Consider the following 18,735-nt stretch of genomic DNA (forward strand, 5'->3'; position numbering starts at 1 on the left):
AATGTGATGAAGCATAGCAATTGCTTAGTAATTAGTAAGTCGTTCATTTTTGCTGTGTAATAGCTTTAATTGGCTTAGGTACAAGGTTGATTGGTTTGACAGGTTACTATTGTGATTAGCAAGGGAGTTCCGATAGTCCTTGCTAATCTTGGCATAGTCATATTGGTTAAGCTAAATGAGTTTAACGTCTCTGTCTTTAATCCAACTTATTTATATTTCCTGAACTAGTGTAAAACTTCAATTGTTTTACCCAAATGATCGGATTCAAAATTCAGAAACAAGTTTATCAACCATTGCTTCAAGGTAGTTCTCTTGGGCTTTATCAAAACCTAAATTTTTGACCCGAACATTGCCTTTTTTACCTATTAAATAACCTGTGGGCATAGCGAATATGTTATAGATTTGACCAATATTACTATTGTCGCCTTTTAAAACCGGGTATGAAACCGGAAATTGAGCTAAAAACTTTTTTGCATCCTCAGGGGTTTGCTCAAGGTTAATGGCTATAACTTCAAAACCTTTATCTGCATACTGTGCTTGCAATTTATTTAGAAAAGGAAATGATCGGCGGCATGGAATGCACCATGACGCCCAAAAATCAATATATACTACTCTGCCCTTATAGTCAGACAAGGTGACCTTTTCTTTACCTTCTAATAAGGGCAGGGTAAATGCAGGGGCAGCATCATTAACCGCTAATGATTCGGCTATACAAAATGACGATATTAAGTAAAGTAGCATACATATCAGTAGTTTCATCTGTTATTTACTCACTACAGGCGATAACTCTATGAGTAAATAGCCTTTAAATTTAGTCGTTAATGTAGCTGATGATGCGTCAACTGTTCCTAATACTACATTATTTATATAGTCTTTTATTTGATACTTACCAGGCGTTAAGCCACGTAATTCAAGTTCACCTTGCCAGTCATCATAATAGAATGCGTAATACATATTGGCTCCTTTTCTAATGGCATGGGTTTCAGGTATATCAAACCCAATATCATATAATTCACCTAGGTAAACACCTTTAGGTAGCATTTTCTCTTTGTATACCGTTATCCATTTTGTCCATGTTTTTTCTGTTTCGTCATCAAGTGCATATGCTGCACCAGCACCTTTTGAACCAGGCATAGTAAACTTAGTGCCAACAATTGCGCCTATACCAACAGAAGATGCAAAATCATTGGCATTATCACTTAGTTCAACATGATCACCATAGTATGGTGCAGAATCACCCATTAACCCTTTTAAAGTTTTACCTTTATGACGTACTTGCCAAGAAGTAAGAGGATCTGAACTAACTGTTTGGTTCATATAGGGTAAGTTATGGAAAGCATAGGAGGTACCACAAGGGCAAATTTCAATAACTGCTTCAGGGTTTATCTCTTTAGCTGTTTTAAATATTTCTTCCCAATATTCGCCTAACTTTTCTACTGATTCTTCTGGATATGCATGATTATGTGCAGGGTTATAGCAAGGAGCAACACCATTTAAATGCTGACCATCAATTTTTAAACCTTCGTAGCCCCATTCGCCTAACATTTTTCTAACAAGTTGTTTACTGTGTTCAATCGTTCCTTCATAAGCTGGACAAAGGTAAAAACTATTCCACCACGTAATGTCTTGTACAGCACCGTTTTTATCGAGTAGTAACATATCTGAATGTTCATGCAACAAATCTGTGCCTGGATCAACTGCTAAAGGCGCCCACCATAATTTAGCTTTAAGTCCAGCATCATTAATTTTCTTAACGAAGCTTTGCATGTCTTTATCGCCATTTGGGAATTTTTTACGGTCTAAGTACCAATCGCCTTCGGCTGTTTGCCACCCATCATCAAGTACAGCCCATTCTAATCCCATGTTTTTTGCTTTTTTTAAGGTACCGAGTACTTCATCAACATTAAAGTTACGTTCATACCCCCAAGCACACCAAACAGGATCATAAGCAGAGTCTGGTACATCTGCCATTTTTAAGCCTTTATCCGCCATAACCTTACGATAATTTTTAAGCGTTGCGTAATAATCTTTATTATGTATATTGACAAATGTTTGAATGGTCTTGAGCGTTTCGCCTATTTTTAATTCATTACCTTTTTCTAATTCTATATGAATAGTTGCTCCGCGCTTTTCTTGTTTATAACTAAGCGGTAAGGAAACTAATTTTGGTGATGTTTCAGCGTGACCGACTGCAATACCAATATCTTGTCGCCATAAATCTACAACAGCTGTACCTCCACCATAATCTGATGAATTCATGCCCATATAGTTTTGTTGGCTATACCCTGGGTTTATCGCGGTTATCCAATCGCGTCGATCTGCATAGGAAGCACCCTGATATGACCAAAAATCAGGCTGTGTTGCGCTTTTCGTTTTAGGGGCTAATAGTGAGTAATGGTTATTAACCCATTTGGTAATTTTAATGCTGTTTTCACTTGTATTTGTATAACTAACATCAAAAAATACCATGGTAGGGTAACGTTCATATATGCTCACAATTGTTTTCTTTATAAGCCCTTCACTTGATAAACCATTTAATGTTATTTGTGTTCCAGCGCCTAATTCATTGTTGACTTTTTGGACGCTTTTCTCAATAAAATTAAAATCAGAAATGATTTTATTCTCAAGAGTTACTACATATTCACTAGGCTGCATATCGCCTAATGACATCATGTTTCCTTTTATGTTTCCTTTTATGTTTCCTGAAACTTTACTGTGTAACTGGTTATTAAATGAAATTGTAATATCTTTAGTTTTTACTGAGTATACAATATCTTCTTCTGTATTTGGGGTGCTAGACTGCTTTGCGCAGCTAACAAGAGAGCAAAGACTAATTGCAAAAATGAGTAAGCTGTAAGCATAATTTTTTTTCATTTTTAACCTCTAAAATATTATGTATGTTGAATGTTATTATGTTTTTGGAGCTAGATTGAAAAATCGAATAGCATTTTTAGCATATAAATTATCAATGACATTTTTCGGTAACGCTAAACTTATGATTTCGCCGTCGACTTCTGGTACGGAAATAGTTTGGTTACTAGTTAAATATTGCCAATCTTCGAGCCATTTTTTATGTGCTTGTGATTTGAACTGGGCATCACTTACTGTTGGAGAATGGGTTAAATCTGTGGCATATAAAATACGGTTTTGATATTTAATAAAGAAATTACGTACTTTACTTCTATCCAGTGTAGATTGATATTGAATTTGTCCCATTCTTGCGGCTAAATCAACCACGGCATCGGGATAAGTATCTAAAAATATTGAGATTTGGTCGACACTCCACTCTAAACTAGCTAAATGAGCGCCCATAAATTGCAATGTAGGATGATTGTTAAGCATATTGTTACGTGCTTGCATTTGGTCTTCATAGCTAGGCATCTCAGGGTGAAGATACATATGATATTGTGGATGAGCAGTAAAATATTGTTTATCATTATTTACCGTCATTTGACTAACAGGAAGCCAACAGTTTTTTGGTTCACCTTGATGACCAATAAGTGGTATATGAATATCTGTTAAATGTTTAAAAATAGGCGTAAAAAGAGGATCATCAATCATGATGAGGTTTTGTTTATTGTCTTTTTCTGCCATCCCAATATTTTTCCAAACCTTGACAGCAACCGCACCTTCTCCAATTTCGGCATCTATACGCTTAATAACATTATTTTTCCACTGTCCATTGTTTGACCCTTCCATAGAGAAAGTCGTTGCAAAGTAGAATTTATTTGGATGTTCTTTCGCAAATTGGTGGGCAATCTCTGCTTGCTTATCAATATTCGGAAAATCTTGGTAGTCAACATTAATAGAAAGCAATTTCATATTGTCATTTTTTGCTTGCATAATAAATGCAGTAGATGAGTTATTTGCATGTACATGCGCATCAATTTTTTTTACTGCATAGTAATCAACCATGGTGTAATACTGATTATTTAAATTACTATTAGGGGTTGAACAGGCAGCAAGAGCCTGTGTGATAACGGAAATTGCTACTAAGTATTTTTTCATAATAATCTCTTGATATAAATTTAGTACTTTATTCGTTATTAGGTTTTATCTTTATGTTATATAGGCAATAAATGGGCTACAGCAACATGACTGAAAAACGATTTTTAGTATAAGAAGAGAATAAAGTCATATATTAGCTTAATGCATGGGATGTACTGCTAATATTGTTGGCTTTATTGTCGCTGTTACTAAAGAATAATATCATACTGAAGGATATTGAAAGCGCTGTCAACAAAAAGAAAGTTACTGAAGGTTTTTGTGCAGGTTGATATAAGATTAATATGAACTTTTATACTTGGATATCATCTATTGAAAGATAGTGAAAGTTTAAAGTGATTTACTTTTAAATTTAGTTGTTTCATACTCTTGTTTATATTTCGAAAGCATCTATCTAAATATTTTATCGGGGGATTACTCCGTTACTTCACGAAAGACTAGTGCTTAATTCTTTAAATACAGTTCTTATCACTATATGAGTAGGTTATAGCCCATCATTTAGACATGAATTTTTCAGGATTAACGAATGTTAAATGAATGCAATATATGGTTGTTGTATTCAAGTTTATAATTTTTTGACATGTATTAAATGTCCCTACTATTTTATATCGTAGTAATGAGCATTTTTTAGTATGTAGATATTCATAAGTTTAAAAGATATGAATAATATAAGAGGAGATATATTGTGTATTACTTAGGGGTTGACGGTGGGGGAACCAAAACTGCATTTGTGTTATTGGATCAGCAGCGTAATGTAGTAGCGACCCATGAACTCGGAACCTGTTATCATGTTGAAGTCGGTTTGGAAGGTGCGCAATCGATTCTTCAGTCAGGTGTTTTAGCATTACTTGAACAAGTCTCAGGATCAATTGACGATATTATTTTTGCTTTTTTCGGTTTACCGGCATACGGCGAAGATAGCGAATTAATTAACCAAATAGATGCTTTGCCTTCAAGTTTTATGAGTGCAGAAAAGTATCAATGTGATAATGATATGGTCAATGGTTGGGCTGCAGCCTTTGACTGTGCTGACGGTATTAATATTGTCGCAGGTACTGGCTCTATCGCTTATGGTGTAAACCAAACGAAAACTGCTCGTTGTGGTGGCTGGGGGGAAGTTTTTAGCGATGAAGGCTCTGCTTATTGGGTGGGGCGTAAAGGTTTACAAGTATTTACAAAAATGAGTGATGGTCGGTTAAGTAAAGGTCCTTTGTATGATATTTTAAAATCTACTTTGGATTTTGATTATGATTTAGATATAACGGCGCTTGTTCTTTGTCATTGGAATTCTGAGCGTAGTAAAATAGCTGCTGTTTCGGCGTTAGTCTATCAAGCAGCCTCAGAAGGCGATCAGCATGCCATTGCAATTTTGGCAGAAGCCGCTAATGAATTAGCTGACATAGTAGAAGGCACAACAAAATCATTAGCATTTAAAGACGAAGATATTATCAAAGTGTCATACTCTGGCGGTATCTTTAATGCTGGGAAGTTTGTATTAGACCCTTTTGTTAAAGCTTTAGAGCGCTTGCCAAATCATTATAAAGTTTACGAGCCATTATGCAGTCCAGTTATTGGTGCGGCTCTATATGCAGAAAAGTTATCGACGTTATAAAGTTAAATGTTATTGGTTAACATAAATTAACCTAACGGATAATATCGAAAGTGCTACATAGTAAAATTGAAAATATGTAGCATTGTCTATACTAGTTTAAATCATACACTGGCCTAAATCTTTCGCTCGGTCATATAATATTCTATCAACCCTTGAGTTGAGCTATCATGATTTGTATTTACTTCACTCTTTTGTAGCTCAAGTTGTATTTTATTTGCTAAACCTTTTCCTAACTCAACACCCCATTGATCAAATGAACATATTTTAAGGATAATGCCCTGTACAAAAATCTTATGTTCATAGAGTGCAATTAAGCTACCGAGTGTTTTAGGTGATAATTGTTTCATTAAAATAGAATTAGTAGGGCGGTTACCTTGGTGCACTTTATGGGGTGCTACTTTATTAATATATTCTTGTGTTCTACCTTTCGCTTTCAGGTCTTCTCGTACTTGAGCTTCATCAACCCCTTTCATTAATGCTTGGGTTTGTGCAAAAAAGTTAGCCATTAATGTTTCATGGTGACCATCAACAGGTGTTACACTTTCGATAGAGCCTATAAAGTCAGCAGGCACAACATTATTACTTTGATGCAAGTATTGATAAAAAGCATGCTGTCCATTAATTCCTAGTTCACCCCAAATGGTTGGTACGGTAGGGTAGTCAATTTTATCACCATCCCAAGAAACTGATTTACCATTACTTTCCATTTCAGCTTGTTGCATATAAGCTGAAAACATATGTAGATTTTGATCGTAAGGTAAAATAGCTTGTGATTGAGCACCTAAGAAAGTGCAGTTCCAAATACTTAATAAAGCGAGTAATACTGGTGCATTTTCTTTTAATGGCGCATGATAGAAGTGCTCATCTAGTTCATGAGCGCCAGCAAGTAACTCGGTGAACTTTTCAAAACCTAAATCAATAGCAATAGGTAATCCGATAGCAGACCATAAGGAAAATCTACCACCAACCCAATCCCACATATCAAAAATATTTTCTTCGAGAATACCAAATTCAATGGCATTTACCTTGTTAGAAGACACCGCTATAAAGTGTTTCTCTACAGCGCTAGAGTCAAACGATGATGCTACCAACCACTTCATCGCGGTTTGAGCATTAGTAATGGTTTCAGTTGTGGTAAAGGTTTTACTAGAAACAATAAAAAGTACTTGCTCAGGGTTTAACGGTTTTAAAATATTTGCGATTTGTGTACCGTCAACGTTAGAAACATAATGTGTATTAACACTGTTATCACTATAGCCCTTAAGAGCTTCTGTGACCATTTGTGGACCTAAATTTGAGCCACCAACACCAATGTTTACAACATCAGTGATGCGCTTTCCTGAATAACCTAACCATTCACCCTTGCGCACTTTATCACTAAATTTTTTTATTTTTTCGAGCGATTTTGTTACATTCGACGTAATGTTTTTTTCAAAGGTATCGGTATTTTTAGTTACCGAGCCACGTAATGCCGTATGCAATACCGCGCGCTCTTCTGTTTTGTTAATGGCAGTACCATTAAACATTTTCTCACGCCATTGTTGTACTTCACAATCATCAGCTAACAGTGTTAATAAAGACATAGTCTCTGTTGTTATGATGTTTTTAGAGTAGTCGAGTATAAAAGGGGTTAATTTTATAGAAAATTCATTGAAACGACTGGGATTTTTAGCAAACAAGTCATTCATATGTTGATCTTTCATGTCTTTTGCATGAGCAACCAATTTTTTCCAGCTTTCTAAATTTGTTCTGCTTTTCATTTTTTTACCTTTAAAAATTAGGTGATTATATTGTTGAGTTGATTCTTACATGATCTTTTATTACGCAAAGAAAGGTGGCTACATTGATATACAAGGTCAATTGAAATGTAGCAAAATAGTCACGTTATATAGAGCTTTTCATCGGTACTTCATGTGTATTTTATTTTGTGATGTGTACTTTATTAACTCTCTATAAGTTAGCGTCGAATTGAATAATTTGACCTGGAACTAAACGATCACTTTCAATGGTCAAAATAGGGTTATCACCGCCGATAGCAACATCAAAAACTTTGCTTTCGTTAGGTAATAATCCTTTAAGAGATGCACTTGAACGAACACCGTTTACAGTGGCATAAGCATCATAATATATAGGTGCTATACCTATATTTTTGATAACGACTTTGCTGGCTACACTAGACGAGGCGAATGCCTCAACTTTGAATTTATACCCTGTGGCCATTGCTGCATCTTTGATACGGCTAGGTGTTTGATACGAAGACTGGTTATTACCTATAATATAACTAATATGGTACAGGCTAGCGAAGTACTCGAAGTTTTTTCCATAAGAGCCTTGATTTGGATTTAACACGTTCATTTGGTCATAGTCAGAATAGTAGCTAAATTCTCCACCTGCAGGATTTGTTTTATATCTATTTTCGCCAAAGAATAACCAATTCGCACGGTTATATTCATCATCACTAGTAGAATGCATTTCATGCATAAATGAATCGTCAAATAGGCCAAAATTAAGTGCCTGTAAATCAGGGTCTGCAGCTATAGGCGTGTAATTAGGGTCAGCAGCATCAATAGAAAATGACCAAAGCAGTTGTTTGAACTCTTGATGTAAATGCTTCAAAAAGTCAGTTTGAAATGCTTTTGAGGGAAAATTTTGACCTAGATTTACAGGACCATCATATAAATGATATTCAGCATAAGAGCCAAATCCTACTTGTAAGAAAGCAATTCTAGGATCGTTGTCGTATTGCTTAGCAAAGGCACTAAAAAAATCTAATGTAAACTCCTCTAGCCCTTTAAAGCTCCAATCAGGTAAGTATGTGTTGCGTCCTTCTACTAGTGCTATTGTTGAATTATAATCAGGTGTTGTTTCTATATATTTAGGTACTGAGCTTTGTGTTTTTCCAGGGTAAGTATAACGAAAGCGTAATATGGCTTGATGACCCCTTTGTTCTATATTTGTTAACAAATTATCAATGCTTGTCCAATCATAGATACCTTTTTCATTAACAACATCGGCGTAAATAATATAAGCATATTCAAGCTGCACATTATCTCCTAAGTCGTCTAATGTTGTTAAATTATCAGCCCAATACACGATCCCTGTCATCGGTTGTACTCGATCGATGGATGATTGTAATGGTATAGAGCGAAATGAAAGCTCTGTATTATCAATGTGAGTGTTTGCATCACCTGAAGAGGAGTCACCACAGGCATTAAGGAGTAGCAATAAATAAAAAATCGTAAAAAAATGAATTATATTAGTATATTTTTTTTTACTGTAATTTTTAGCTTTCATAAAACTCTCAAAGTAAATGAAATCAACAATATTTGGTGTTGTTACGCTTGGTTATTGTTAACTATAATTTGGCGGTATATATTTTTATGGAAGAGGCTCAATTGTATTTAAACACTTGTACTATAATATTCATTGAAAGAACCATGCGATTTTTCGCATGGTTTAATCGTTAAATAATACTTATTTAGTTGGATAAATTCTCAACACTATGGCTTCGTGAGAAATAACTTCGTCAGTGTAACTTTCTGGAAAATTGCCCATATCTTTGTGTTTCCAAAGATCTCTAACATGGACTTCTTTCCAATCTAGACCAAGTTCTTGTTTCCAATTAATAGAAATATTTTCTGTTTCACTGCCTCTGTTCAGCATAGCTATAGCCCAACTTCCATCTGCCATTGGTTTGGCTAATATATGAATTTTCCCTTCTTTTTTAACCGTTTTTGCTTGTTTACCCAATGGATCTTGATTTAAGGCTATTACTTCCCGGTTAGTCAGTGTTTTTAACGTATAAGTATCAAGATCACGTACATCGGTCCCAGTTAAAAGAGGGGTAGATAAGATTGACCATAAACTGAAGTGGGCACGATATTCAACGTTAGAGGCACCTGCGCCAACAAGCTCTTTACTTTCACCGTTAAGACCTACAATTAACATATCAAAATCATTCCATTGACCTGGCTTATTGTATCCTTCTAACCCTTGGCCTCTATCTAACATATCTAGCACATCAAAATAATAACCCTCTCTATTCTCTGGGTAGTCGAAGTCATCCGAAATGTCTTGGCCAATTCTCCAATGGTTTGCACCTATATCACCAGCCCATTGCCAAATATTTTGCCAACCACAATGACAAGCATGTAATACGATATCTTTAGGGTTTTCAATCAAGGGTTTAGACATTTTGTAAAAAGCTTCTTTTAGTTCTTCTTTACTTGCGTCTTTATGAGAGCAGCAGCTATCATATTTTAGGTGGTCTACACCCCATGATGCGAACATGTCGGCATCTTGTTTTTCATACCCTTCACTACCTGAGTAGCCTGCACATGTGGTTTGTCCAGGACCAGAATAAATTCCTAACTTCATTCCGTTTTCATGAGCGTAATCGGCTAAATATTTTATCCCTCTAGGGAATTTCTCTTTATCAAAATCTAAGGGTTTATTCTTACGGTTCCCCTTATCTTGTTGCCAACCATCATCTAAATTAACGTAAATATAGCCGGCGTCTTTCATACCATTGTTTACCATTGCATCGATAGTTTCGATAATCAATTGTTCATTTATCTCTACGCCAAATTGATTCCAGCTGCTCCACCCCATTGGAGGTGTTTTGGCGAGACCATTATTGAGTTTTTCAAAAATATGGTCACTACTATCCGCTTGAGCATTCACGGTTAGAGTAAATAATATAAAGACAGATATTATAAAAATACGAGATGTTGCCATAAGTTTCATATACTTTCCAAAAATGGTTGATATTAATTATTTAAGATAAAATATACTAATCGAAAACAAATGAAAGGTAAAGGGCGGGAGTGGTAATATGAAAAATTTACCATTAATGTAAAACTTACAACTAATAAAAGTGACAAGGTTAATTGTATAACCACCTGTTATTATTATAAAAAATTATCTTTGATTTATTGTTTTTTAGCATGTCTTTAATTGTTACTGAAGGGTATTGAAGGCATATGTAAGAAGAAATACTTGATTTATATGGTTAAAATAGAAATTTTGATTAAAATAAGGTCTTCATTATCTTTCGTTGATGCGTTACTCGATTACTGTTAAAATACTAACTATTAAATAAAAAATATAGTAACTTAAATATGCTTAATACTATTGAAAGACGCCAGAAAATTATTGATAAAGTAAATGAGTTAAGCCGTGTCGACGTAGCACAATTGGCTAGTGAGTTTGATGTTTCGACTGTTACGATAAGAACTGACTTAAATGACCTCAGTAAAAGACGATTATTAATTAGATCTCGAGGCGGCGCTGTTGCAATTAGTAAGATAACTAAAGAATTATCAGTAAAAGAAAAGCATTGCAAAAACTCTCACATTAAAGAAAAGTTGGCCGAAGCCGCTGTACAGTTAATAAATAATGATGAGTTAATAATACTTGATTCCGGCACCACTACCGAAGAAATAGCCAAGTTATTGCAGAACCATGAAAATCTAGTTGTAATGACTAATGGTTTAAATATAGCCACTGAGCTTTCTCATTTACAAAACTCAGAAGTGCTAATGACTGGTGGAACGTTAAGACAAAAGTCATTATCGTTTTATGGACGTCAAGCAGAAGCGAGCCTTAATAATCTTCGCTTTGATAAAGTGATTTTAGGTGTGGATGGTGTGGAAATATCTTCAGGTTTCACGACACATTTTGAACATGAAGCAACATTAAATCGTTTAATGTGTAATATTTCAAAAGAAGTTATTGTTGTTACCGATTCTTCTAAGTTCGGAAGAAGTGGATTATATATCATCGATTCGCTTGACTCAATTGATATACTCATCACGGACAATAAGATTCCTTCTCAATATATAGACTATTTTCAATCAAAAAACGTTAAGCTAATTATTATTGATGTTGATTAACATTTTTATTTTAATAGTGTAAGAATATAAAGGAGCTAATATTTTCATATCAGCTCCTTTTTATTTTTTAGGTCTTAAAACTTATATCTAACGCCTACACTATAACTACGGCCCCATTCAGAGTAGCCACCAGAGCCTGTTAAGCTTGTTGAGCCGTTGTATCCTTGCCAGCCATCATCTAAAAGATTATCAATTTGAACAAAAGTCTCTAAGCCTTCAGATATATAGAAGGTCGCAGAGGCTGATGCCCAAGTAGAAGCTGTTGCAATCGCTTTATACGTACTTTCAGTTATACCGTCAGCATTAGGAGCATTTAATGATGACCAATGAGAGGTTACAAAGCTTTCGGTGTGATCAGCGGATAAGCTTAAACTCATGTAGTCGTTATTATACATTAAGCTAAGTGAATACGCTGTGTCAGGAATTCCGGCTAATACGCCAATAACATAACCATCTACAATAGACTCTGTATCAATATAGGTATAATTGGCGACAACGCCAAAGCCAGACTCAAAAAAGTGTTGCATGGCAAATTCATAACCTAATACTTTAGCTTGGTCTAAATTTAGCGGTTGATTTACCCCAAATACGACATCTTCAAAACCTTGAGGATCCCATGGTCGAGGGTTATTTACACTGTAAACTGGCGCATCTTCTCTGTTGTTGACGTAAACATCTTGCCCTCCTTGAACGAAACCATCGATATCTTTGTAAAATAATGCCGCTGATAGCGATGAGCCTTTTTGATAATACCATTCAATAGAGACATCGACTTGTTCAGCGGTAACAGGTGTTAAGTCAGGGTTACCAAGCTTGTTAATAGTGTATTCGCCCCAAGTGGAGGGTGATGTATCTATTTGTGTTGACAGTTTATCAATTTCTGCTCTTGCCATGACTTCTGCGTAAGAAAGACGCACAATTAATTCATCAGAAAATTCGAATTGCAAATTAACTGACGGTAATAATTCACTATAGTCATTACTAATTGAAATAGGTGTTCTCTCACCATGGACAACGATATGGGTCCAAATATCGGCGGGTGATTGATCAATATAAGCAATTGGCCAATCCCAACCTGTTGAGGTAGTTTCAGTTTGAACGTAGCGAAGCCCAATATTACCTGAAACGTTTACTGAATCGAATTCATGACTAAAATCAGCTTCTAGGTAAAGAGCAATGGTTTCTTCTGCAACTGCACCAGACAAATCTGAATTCCATGTAGGAAAAAGTGCGTCTGAATAATCATCCACATAAGGTACGCCTGTGACAGGGTCTATGATATTTGGGTTGCCATCAGCGGCCCTAACGCCATTGAAAGCTTGTTCAACATCAAAAATAGCAAACTCTCGAGGGAAGTCACCACCTACATTATCTAAGAAGTTATCGAAAGGAAAAGCTTGAACAACATCAACACCCACATCTGACCATGAAAATGGAGCACCGCTATATAAAGACATAGAAGAAACGTTATCAAGTTGTGTACGTTCTTTTGTACGTTTATTATAAACAATACCGGTATGAATATTATTAATAACAGGCATATCTAAAAAGAGATCATATTTCAGTGAGGCACCAATCACTTCATCTTCTATGTCAACTCCTTCTAGTTTGGTGAAATGAGGGCCAAATTGGCTATTCTCTACTAAATCACTAACTTCACTAATGCCTGCTGTATTATCAATGAAATTTAGATCAATACTGGGAAGTTCTCCTGGCGCTAACGTTACTCTGGATGTTGTTGAACCAGCAACGGATGCTAAAGGAACTGAAACAACAAATCTATCCTTACCACCTGCTTCACGTTTTGCATTTGATAAATATAAGTCACCACTAAGTACTGAGTTTTTTGTTAAGTTATATTTAGCGTTGAGGCCTAAGTTTAAAGTGTCAACCACACGATGTTCTTCTAAAGTCACTAATTGTGGCACTAAGTTATCAACGGTTAACCCTGTAATTAAAATACCGTCAGGGTTTAATTCAGTTGTTGGTCCTCCGTATTCTACATCTCTCCAATTTGAAGAGTCGGGAAAATAATAAGACTCTGTATAGCCTTTCACCGGGGTATCTAAACGAGTGAACAGGGCGTCAACTACAATATCTAAGTCATCATTAGGGCGATATTGAAAAGCTGCTGAAATAGCTGTTCGTTCTTTATTTTCTTCGTATGCTGTGTAAGCGATAGTGCCGGGAAAAACTAATTCTCTATCTGCTGCATCATTCGTGTCGCCATCACCATTACGATCCCAGCTCCAGTTATCTGCTGATGCGGCATTAAAGTTATTATCTGATAATGAATCTGTTCGCGTAGGTGTTCTACTATAAAGGGCAGAGAATAAAATTCCCATGGTGTCGTCAGCAAAGGTGTGTGAGCCCACGCCGGTCATTTTATAACCGTACTTTTCAGCTTGATCGCCATACTGGCCTGTGAAAGAAGCCGATCCATGTGTGCCTGGATTGTCAAAAGGTCGTGCGGTAACAAGGTTGACTGCACCACCAATACTGCCTTCTAATTGTGAAGCTTTGCTCGACTTTAAAACCCAAGCCTCTGAAATAACTTCTGCTGGCAATACATCAAAAGCAAATTCACGACCACTTGAGTCAGTTGCCATAATGCGTTCATTAATCGTAACAATACTAAACTCGGGCCCTAAACCTCGAATATTAACGCCTTTACCCTCACCACCACTGGTTCTATCGATGGTAACACCGGTTATATGCGATAATGAGTCAGCAACATTAGCATCAGGGAATGCACCTAATTCACTTGCGGTAATTCCATCCATTATAGAATCAGCATCACGCTTATAATCTAATGCTTTTATTAAACCTGATTGAGAAGAAGTAACTGTAATTACTTCCATATCGCTTTCAGACTGTTGTTGATTTTCAGCTGAATAAGCGGTATTCGTACAAAAAACCAGGCCAATTGCTACTGTTAACGCATTCTTTACAAATATATCCTTCATGACTTCCTGCCTTAATATTTATTTTAATTCAATGTTTTTTTTGTTTTATTTGTAACATTAAAACAGTAGCAAAAGAGATTGTATCTTTCAAGTCCCTTCATAATGTGTGTTTTTGGTTTTCTTTAGTTACGTTTTGGAGAGGGTAATCTCTTTATTACTTGAATAGCTGGGGTACTTTCAAAGTTATAACGAATACTTATCACTATAATATTTTTAATAGTGAAATAACATTTGCTGCTAGAAGCTTTGTAAGAAAGAGAAGTAATACAGTATTGTCTCTCATTTATTTAAGCGTCGTTACCTTTCATTGTTTAACTAACAATAATATATGAAGCTTTCGTTTGTTGTCATAAGTCATAGGGTGATGTAGTATAAAATAATCAGTAAATAATGAAGCGTATAACAAGGTATTTAAATGGCATTGGTTATCGAGTTAACCCCGCTAATGCATAACGATAATGCTCCAGGCCGTTATACATTAGATTGGTTAAATAGAAAGTAAGTAAAATATAAGTTAAAAGAATGGATTATCGTTTTGTTAAAAAATAATTAACTTACTTTGAAAATTTTACATAATTAATAATAAGAGGTAAATAATGAGTACAACTGATGTCGATAAAGGAAAGCACGTAGGTGTATTAAACACAAAAAATAGTAAGTATAGCTGGTTGACGTTTTCAATAATCACTATAACGCTATGGGGAACATGGGGAGCATTGATTTCTATTCCTGAGCAGAATAATTTTCCTGCAGAGCTTGGTTTTATAATGTGGGCTTTATCCATGATAGTACCAGCGTTTTTTGCATTAAAAAGTGTGAATTGGAAATTAAATACAGGAAAGTTTTCAATAATATTTGGCAGTATTATTGGCTTACTCGGCGGTGTAGGACAACTCATTTTATATTCAGGTGCAATTGCCAATGGTCCGGCGTATTTAATCTTTCCAATAATTGCTTTAGCCCCTGTTGTCACTATTATTATGTCGTTGATATTTCTAAAAGAAAGAGCAGGAGTAAAAGGCTGGCTTGGTATTGCGCTAGCAATAATTGCTGTGCCATTCTTAAATTACTCTGAAGCAGGAGCGGGTGGAGAACATTCTGGCTGGTTGATCTTTGCATTATTAGTTTTTCTTGCTTGGGGGGTTCAAGGTTACTTTATAAAGTATGCTAATGAAAAAATAGAAGCCGAAAGCATTTTCTTTTATATGGCACTTACTAGTTTACTGCTTTGCCCGGTTGCGTGGTTAATGGTTGATACGCCAATGGCCGCTAATTGGCATTGGGATGGGGCTGGATTAGCTTTTACTATTGGTTTATTAAACTCTTTTGGAGCATTATTTTTAGTATTCGCTTTTCGATATGGAAAAGCGATTGTGGTTAGCCCTCTTGTGAATTGCTTACCGCCTATTATTACCAGTATCCTTTCATTAATAATGCTTTCGGTATTACCAACACTTGTTGTGGGGATTGGTATGTTGATTGCGTTGATTTCAGCGTATTTCTTGGCTTTTGATGAGTCATAAAAATACCTAGGTTGTTGGTGAAATTATAGTTAAGCTAGTAACCATTAGCTTATATTAACCTAATGAATATATAGGTGTTTTTTTTAAATAATGATTTATTTATATTTTAATATTGTTTATTGCAATAAAACTTTACATGCCTAGCTCAATAGGGAATTAGTTAATTTCCTTGCGTGGTGAATAAAGTAAATGTAAATAAATAGATAAAAAAACAAAAGCATTTGAAAAGATGTGTAAACAGTGGTAGATTTCACTTCTTAATAAATGATTATTGGATTACTAGTTTACCTTAAGGCTTTTTATGAATGAAATAACACAGATAATGACAGACAACAAGAATGGTATTCCACGTGGTATTTATTCTGTATGTAGCGCTCATCCGACAGTAATAGAAGCAGCATTGCTTCAAGGCGTTGAAGATAATTCTCCTGTGCTTATAGAAGCGACAGCAAATCAGGTTAATCAATTTGGTGGCTACACCAATATGAAGCCTGCTGACTTTACCGTTTTTGTAAAAAAAATCGCTGAAAAGGTTAAGTTTCCGATAGATAACATCATTTTTGGTGGCGATCATTTAGGGCCAACTTGTTGGACTAGTGATACAGCAACTGATGCGATGGAAAAATCAAAGCAATTGATCGAAAGTTATGTTGCTGCTGGTTTTAAAAAAATTCATTTAGACACCAGCATGCAATGTGTGGATGACTTAGCACCTCTTTCAGATGAGACTGTTGCTAAGCGAGCTGCGATACTTTGTCAGGTGGCTGAAGAAACAGCGATACGTGAATTTGGTAAATCAGATATTTTATATATTGTGGGTACTGAAGTACCTCCACCAGGCGGTGCTAAAGAAGAAATCGATACCTTAGAAGTTACCCCTGTAAGTAATGTTAAAGAAACAATTAGTGTTCATGAAGCTGAGTTTTTAGCAAAAGGCTTAAATGACGCTTGGACACGAGTGATTGGGTTAGTTGTTCAACCCGGTGTAGAGTTTGATAACTTTACTGTCTTTAAATATGACGCAGAAAAAGCTAAACCATTAAAAAGTTTTGGCGCTAGCATGCCAAGGTTGGTATTTGAAGCACATTCTACTGATTATCAACCTCCTGAAGCATATAAAGCATTAGTGCAAGATCACTTTGCTATTTTAAAAGTGGGTCCTCAACTTACTTTTGCTCTTCGAGAATCGCTTTTTGCATTAAGTTTTATTGAGCAAGAGTTAGTCGATAATGTTTCACTATCAAATCTACGTGAAGTTTGCGAAACCGTTATGTTAGAGAATCCAAGTGGCTGGGATAAATTTTATCCACATGACCAAAACAATTTAGCAACTTATAGACGTTATAGTTTTAGTGATCGTATTCGTTATTATTGGAATAATGAAGTCATTGAGAAAGCAATAGATATGTTATTTGAAAACCTTAAAGGCATTGAGATTCCATTGCCTTTATTGAGTCAATTTATGCCAAAGCAATATGATGCTGTAATAGCTGGCAAGCTTAATAATTCACCTAAAGCTTTAGTGTTAAATAATATTATGCAAGTGACTAAAATATATGCGGATGCATGTCACTTTCAAACAACATCAAGAGTAAAAAAATAATGAATGAGTACTTATCAATATCTACTGAGAGCTTAAAGGAAAACAATGCTTTTTGGACGGCAAAAGAAATAACACAACAACCTGAGTGTTGGTCAATTACCCGTGATTTAGTACGTAATAATGATGAATTAGCACCTTGGTTAGAAAGCGTTTTGGCAAAAGAAAATCTACGTATTATTCTAACGGGTGCCGGTACATCTGCCTATGTTGGTGAGGCACTAGCGCCGCATTTAACGAAAGCATGTAACCGTTTAGTTGAGGCTGTAAGTACTACGGATATTGTATCAAGTCCTGATCAGTACCTCATTAGCAGTATTCCTACGTTACTAGTATCATATGGTCGTTCAGGTGATAGCCCTGAAAGTGTTGCTGCGATTAAACTAGCAGATCAAGTACTTGATGATTGTTACCATTTGGTCATCACGTGTAATGAAGATGGCAGTCTTGCTAGGTATGCCAATGAGTCTGAAAAAGCATTCAGTGTTTTAATGCCAAGCCAATCACTTGATCAAAGTTTTGCAATGACCAGTAGTTTTACTTCAATGTATGTTGCGACACTCGCTATTTTTGCTGCAGATGATAAGCAGTTAGCTTTTGCTATTGACGCAGCACAACATGTGATTGAAACATTGTGCCCAACAATACAAGACATTAGTCAGCTGAATAATACCAAACAAATTTTCTTAGGCTCTGCAGCACTTTCTGGAATGGCAAAAGAAGCATCGTTAAAATATTTAGAATTAACTGCCGGTAAAATAGGTTGTTTTTGTGAAAGTTCTTTGGGTTTTCGACACGGACCGAAATCGAACGTTGATGAGAAGAGTATCATCATAATGCTTGACTCAAATGATGAATATATTAGTCATTATGATAATGATATGGTCAATGAGTTAACTGCCAATGCTATTGCGATGAAAGTGGTTACATTAAAGGGCCTTTTACCAGAAGTGCCTGACGATCTTAGTGATGTATGGCTTGGGCTACCTTATATTGTTATTTGCCAAATACTGTCGTTCTATAAATCATTATCTTTAAATTTCACCCCAGACAATCCTTGCCCTACTGGTGAAGTGAATCGTGTTGTTCAAGGTGTAAATCTTTATCCTTTCGGATAAGTAGCATTCACATCAAA

12 protein-coding genes are annotated in these 18,735 nt (G+C 35.6%); 5 read left to right on the plus strand and 7 right to left on the minus strand.

The window, feature by feature from the left end; all coding sequences use genetic code 11:
- Window positions 1-264 precede the first annotated feature (264 nt).
- Genes Q4503_RS00810 through Q4503_RS00820 form a run of 3 tightly spaced genes read right to left on the minus strand, consistent with a single transcriptional unit; the run spans window position 265 to window position 4,008 of the window.
- Window positions 265-759 carry a TlpA disulfide reductase family protein gene (locus Q4503_RS00810; RefSeq protein ID WP_215971764.1) on the minus strand — a complete coding sequence of 165 codons (495 nt, stop codon included), beginning with the start codon at window positions 757-759 and terminating at the stop codon, window positions 265-267.
- 3 nt (window positions 760-762) lie between these two features.
- Window positions 763-2,874 carry a glycoside hydrolase family 36 protein gene (locus Q4503_RS00815; RefSeq protein WP_303601129.1) on the minus strand — a complete coding sequence of 704 codons (2,112 nt, stop codon included), beginning with the start codon at window positions 2,872-2,874 and terminating at the stop codon, window positions 763-765.
- 36 nt (window positions 2,875-2,910) lie between these two features.
- Window positions 2,911-4,008 carry an amidohydrolase family protein gene (locus Q4503_RS00820; RefSeq protein WP_303601130.1) on the minus strand — a complete coding sequence of 366 codons (1,098 nt, stop codon included), beginning with the start codon at window positions 4,006-4,008 and terminating at the stop codon, window positions 2,911-2,913.
- Window positions 4,009-4,690: 682 nt separating this feature from the next.
- On the opposite strand from Q4503_RS00820, the gene Q4503_RS00825 reads away from it, so the two are divergent.
- Window positions 4,691-5,617, plus strand: coding sequence for an N-acetylglucosamine kinase (locus Q4503_RS00825; protein WP_215971767.1), 927 nt, complete (start codon window positions 4,691-4,693; stop codon window positions 5,615-5,617).
- A gap of 113 nt (window positions 5,618-5,730) precedes the next feature.
- Here Q4503_RS00825 and pgi read toward each other — a convergent pair whose 3' ends face one another.
- The 3 genes from pgi to Q4503_RS00840 form a co-directional block, all read right to left on the minus strand.
- Window positions 5,731-7,377: a glucose-6-phosphate isomerase gene (pgi, locus tag Q4503_RS00830; RefSeq protein WP_215971768.1), complete on the minus strand. Its 1,647-nt coding sequence runs from the start codon at window positions 7,375-7,377 to the stop codon at window positions 5,731-5,733.
- 190 nt (window positions 7,378-7,567) lie between these two features.
- A complete protein-coding gene (locus tag Q4503_RS00835; RefSeq protein ID WP_303601131.1) occupies window positions 7,568-8,911 on the minus strand; it encodes a hypothetical protein in 1,344 nt (447 codons plus the stop codon).
- Window positions 8,912-9,091: 180 nt separating this feature from the next.
- Complete coding sequence (locus Q4503_RS00840; RefSeq protein ID WP_215971770.1) at window positions 9,092-10,363, minus strand: glycoside hydrolase family 27 protein; 1,272 nt, start codon at window positions 10,361-10,363, stop codon at window positions 9,092-9,094.
- A gap of 374 nt (window positions 10,364-10,737) precedes the next feature.
- Here Q4503_RS00840 and agaR point away from each other — a divergent pair, with 374 nt between their 5' ends.
- Window positions 10,738-11,511 carry a transcriptional repressor AgaR gene (gene agaR, locus Q4503_RS00845; protein ID WP_215971771.1) on the plus strand — a complete coding sequence of 258 codons (774 nt, stop codon included), beginning with the start codon at window positions 10,738-10,740 and terminating at the stop codon, window positions 11,509-11,511.
- Between the two features lie 74 nt (window positions 11,512-11,585).
- On the opposite strand, the gene Q4503_RS00850 is transcribed toward agaR, so the two are convergent.
- Window positions 11,586-14,477, minus strand: a complete 2,892-nt coding sequence (locus Q4503_RS00850; protein WP_303601132.1) for a TonB-dependent receptor — start codon at window positions 14,475-14,477, stop codon at window positions 11,586-11,588.
- A 596-nt stretch (window positions 14,478-15,073) separates the two neighbouring features.
- On the opposite strand from Q4503_RS00850, the gene Q4503_RS00855 reads away from it, so the two are divergent.
- The 3 genes from Q4503_RS00855 (at window position 15,074) to Q4503_RS00865 (ending at window position 18,718) form a co-directional block, all read left to right on the plus strand.
- On the plus strand, window positions 15,074-16,000 hold the full coding sequence (locus tag Q4503_RS00855; RefSeq protein ID WP_303601133.1) for a DMT family transporter: 927 nt from the start codon (window positions 15,074-15,076) through the stop codon (window positions 15,998-16,000).
- Between the two features lie 301 nt (window positions 16,001-16,301).
- Complete coding sequence (locus Q4503_RS00860) at window positions 16,302-17,603, plus strand: D-tagatose-bisphosphate aldolase, class II, non-catalytic subunit (RefSeq protein ID WP_303601134.1); 1,302 nt, start codon at window positions 16,302-16,304, stop codon at window positions 17,601-17,603.
- Complete coding sequence (locus tag Q4503_RS00865; RefSeq protein WP_303601135.1) at window positions 17,603-18,718, plus strand: SIS domain-containing protein; 1,116 nt, start codon at window positions 17,603-17,605, stop codon at window positions 18,716-18,718. Before Q4503_RS00860 ends, Q4503_RS00865 begins: the two co-directional genes overlap by 1 nt.
- Window positions 18,719-18,735 lie beyond the last annotated feature (17 nt).

The sequence above is a fragment of the Colwellia sp. 6_MG-2023 genome (assembly GCF_030547765.1).
GTDB lineage: Bacteria > Pseudomonadota > Gammaproteobacteria > Enterobacterales > Alteromonadaceae > Colwellia.

What these genes read in the sequence shown, in the direction of transcription:
- Q4503_RS00850 (WP_303601132.1), bottom strand. Translation starts at nt 14,477, where the DNA reads ATGAAGGATATATTTGTAAAGAATGCGTTAACAGTAGCAATTGGCCTG.
- Q4503_RS00865 (WP_303601135.1), top strand. Translation starts at nt 17,603, where the DNA reads ATGAATGAGTACTTATCAATATCTACTGAGAGCTTAAAGGAAAACAAT.
- pgi (WP_215971768.1), bottom strand. Translation starts at nt 7,377, where the DNA reads ATGAAAAGCAGAACAAATTTAGAAAGCTGGAAAAAATTGGTTGCTCAT.
- Q4503_RS00860 (WP_303601134.1), top strand. Translation starts at nt 16,302, where the DNA reads ATGAATGAAATAACACAGATAATGACAGACAACAAGAATGGTATTCCA.
- Q4503_RS00855 (WP_303601133.1), top strand. Translation starts at nt 15,074, where the DNA reads ATGAGTACAACTGATGTCGATAAAGGAAAGCACGTAGGTGTATTAAAC.
- Q4503_RS00840 (WP_215971770.1), bottom strand. Translation starts at nt 10,363, where the DNA reads ATGAAACTTATGGCAACATCTCGTATTTTTATAATATCTGTCTTTATA.
- Q4503_RS00815 (WP_303601129.1), bottom strand. Translation starts at nt 2,874, where the DNA reads ATGAAAAAAAATTATGCTTACAGCTTACTCATTTTTGCAATTAGTCTT.
- Q4503_RS00820 (WP_303601130.1), bottom strand. Translation starts at nt 4,008, where the DNA reads ATGAAAAAATACTTAGTAGCAATTTCCGTTATCACACAGGCTCTTGCT.
- Q4503_RS00835 (WP_303601131.1), bottom strand. Translation starts at nt 8,911, where the DNA reads ATGAAAGCTAAAAATTACAGTAAAAAAAAATATACTAATATAATTCAT.
- Q4503_RS00810 (WP_215971764.1), bottom strand. Translation starts at nt 759, where the DNA reads ATGAAACTACTGATATGTATGCTACTTTACTTAATATCGTCATTTTGT.
- agaR (WP_215971771.1), top strand. Translation starts at nt 10,738, where the DNA reads ATGCTTAATACTATTGAAAGACGCCAGAAAATTATTGATAAAGTAAAT.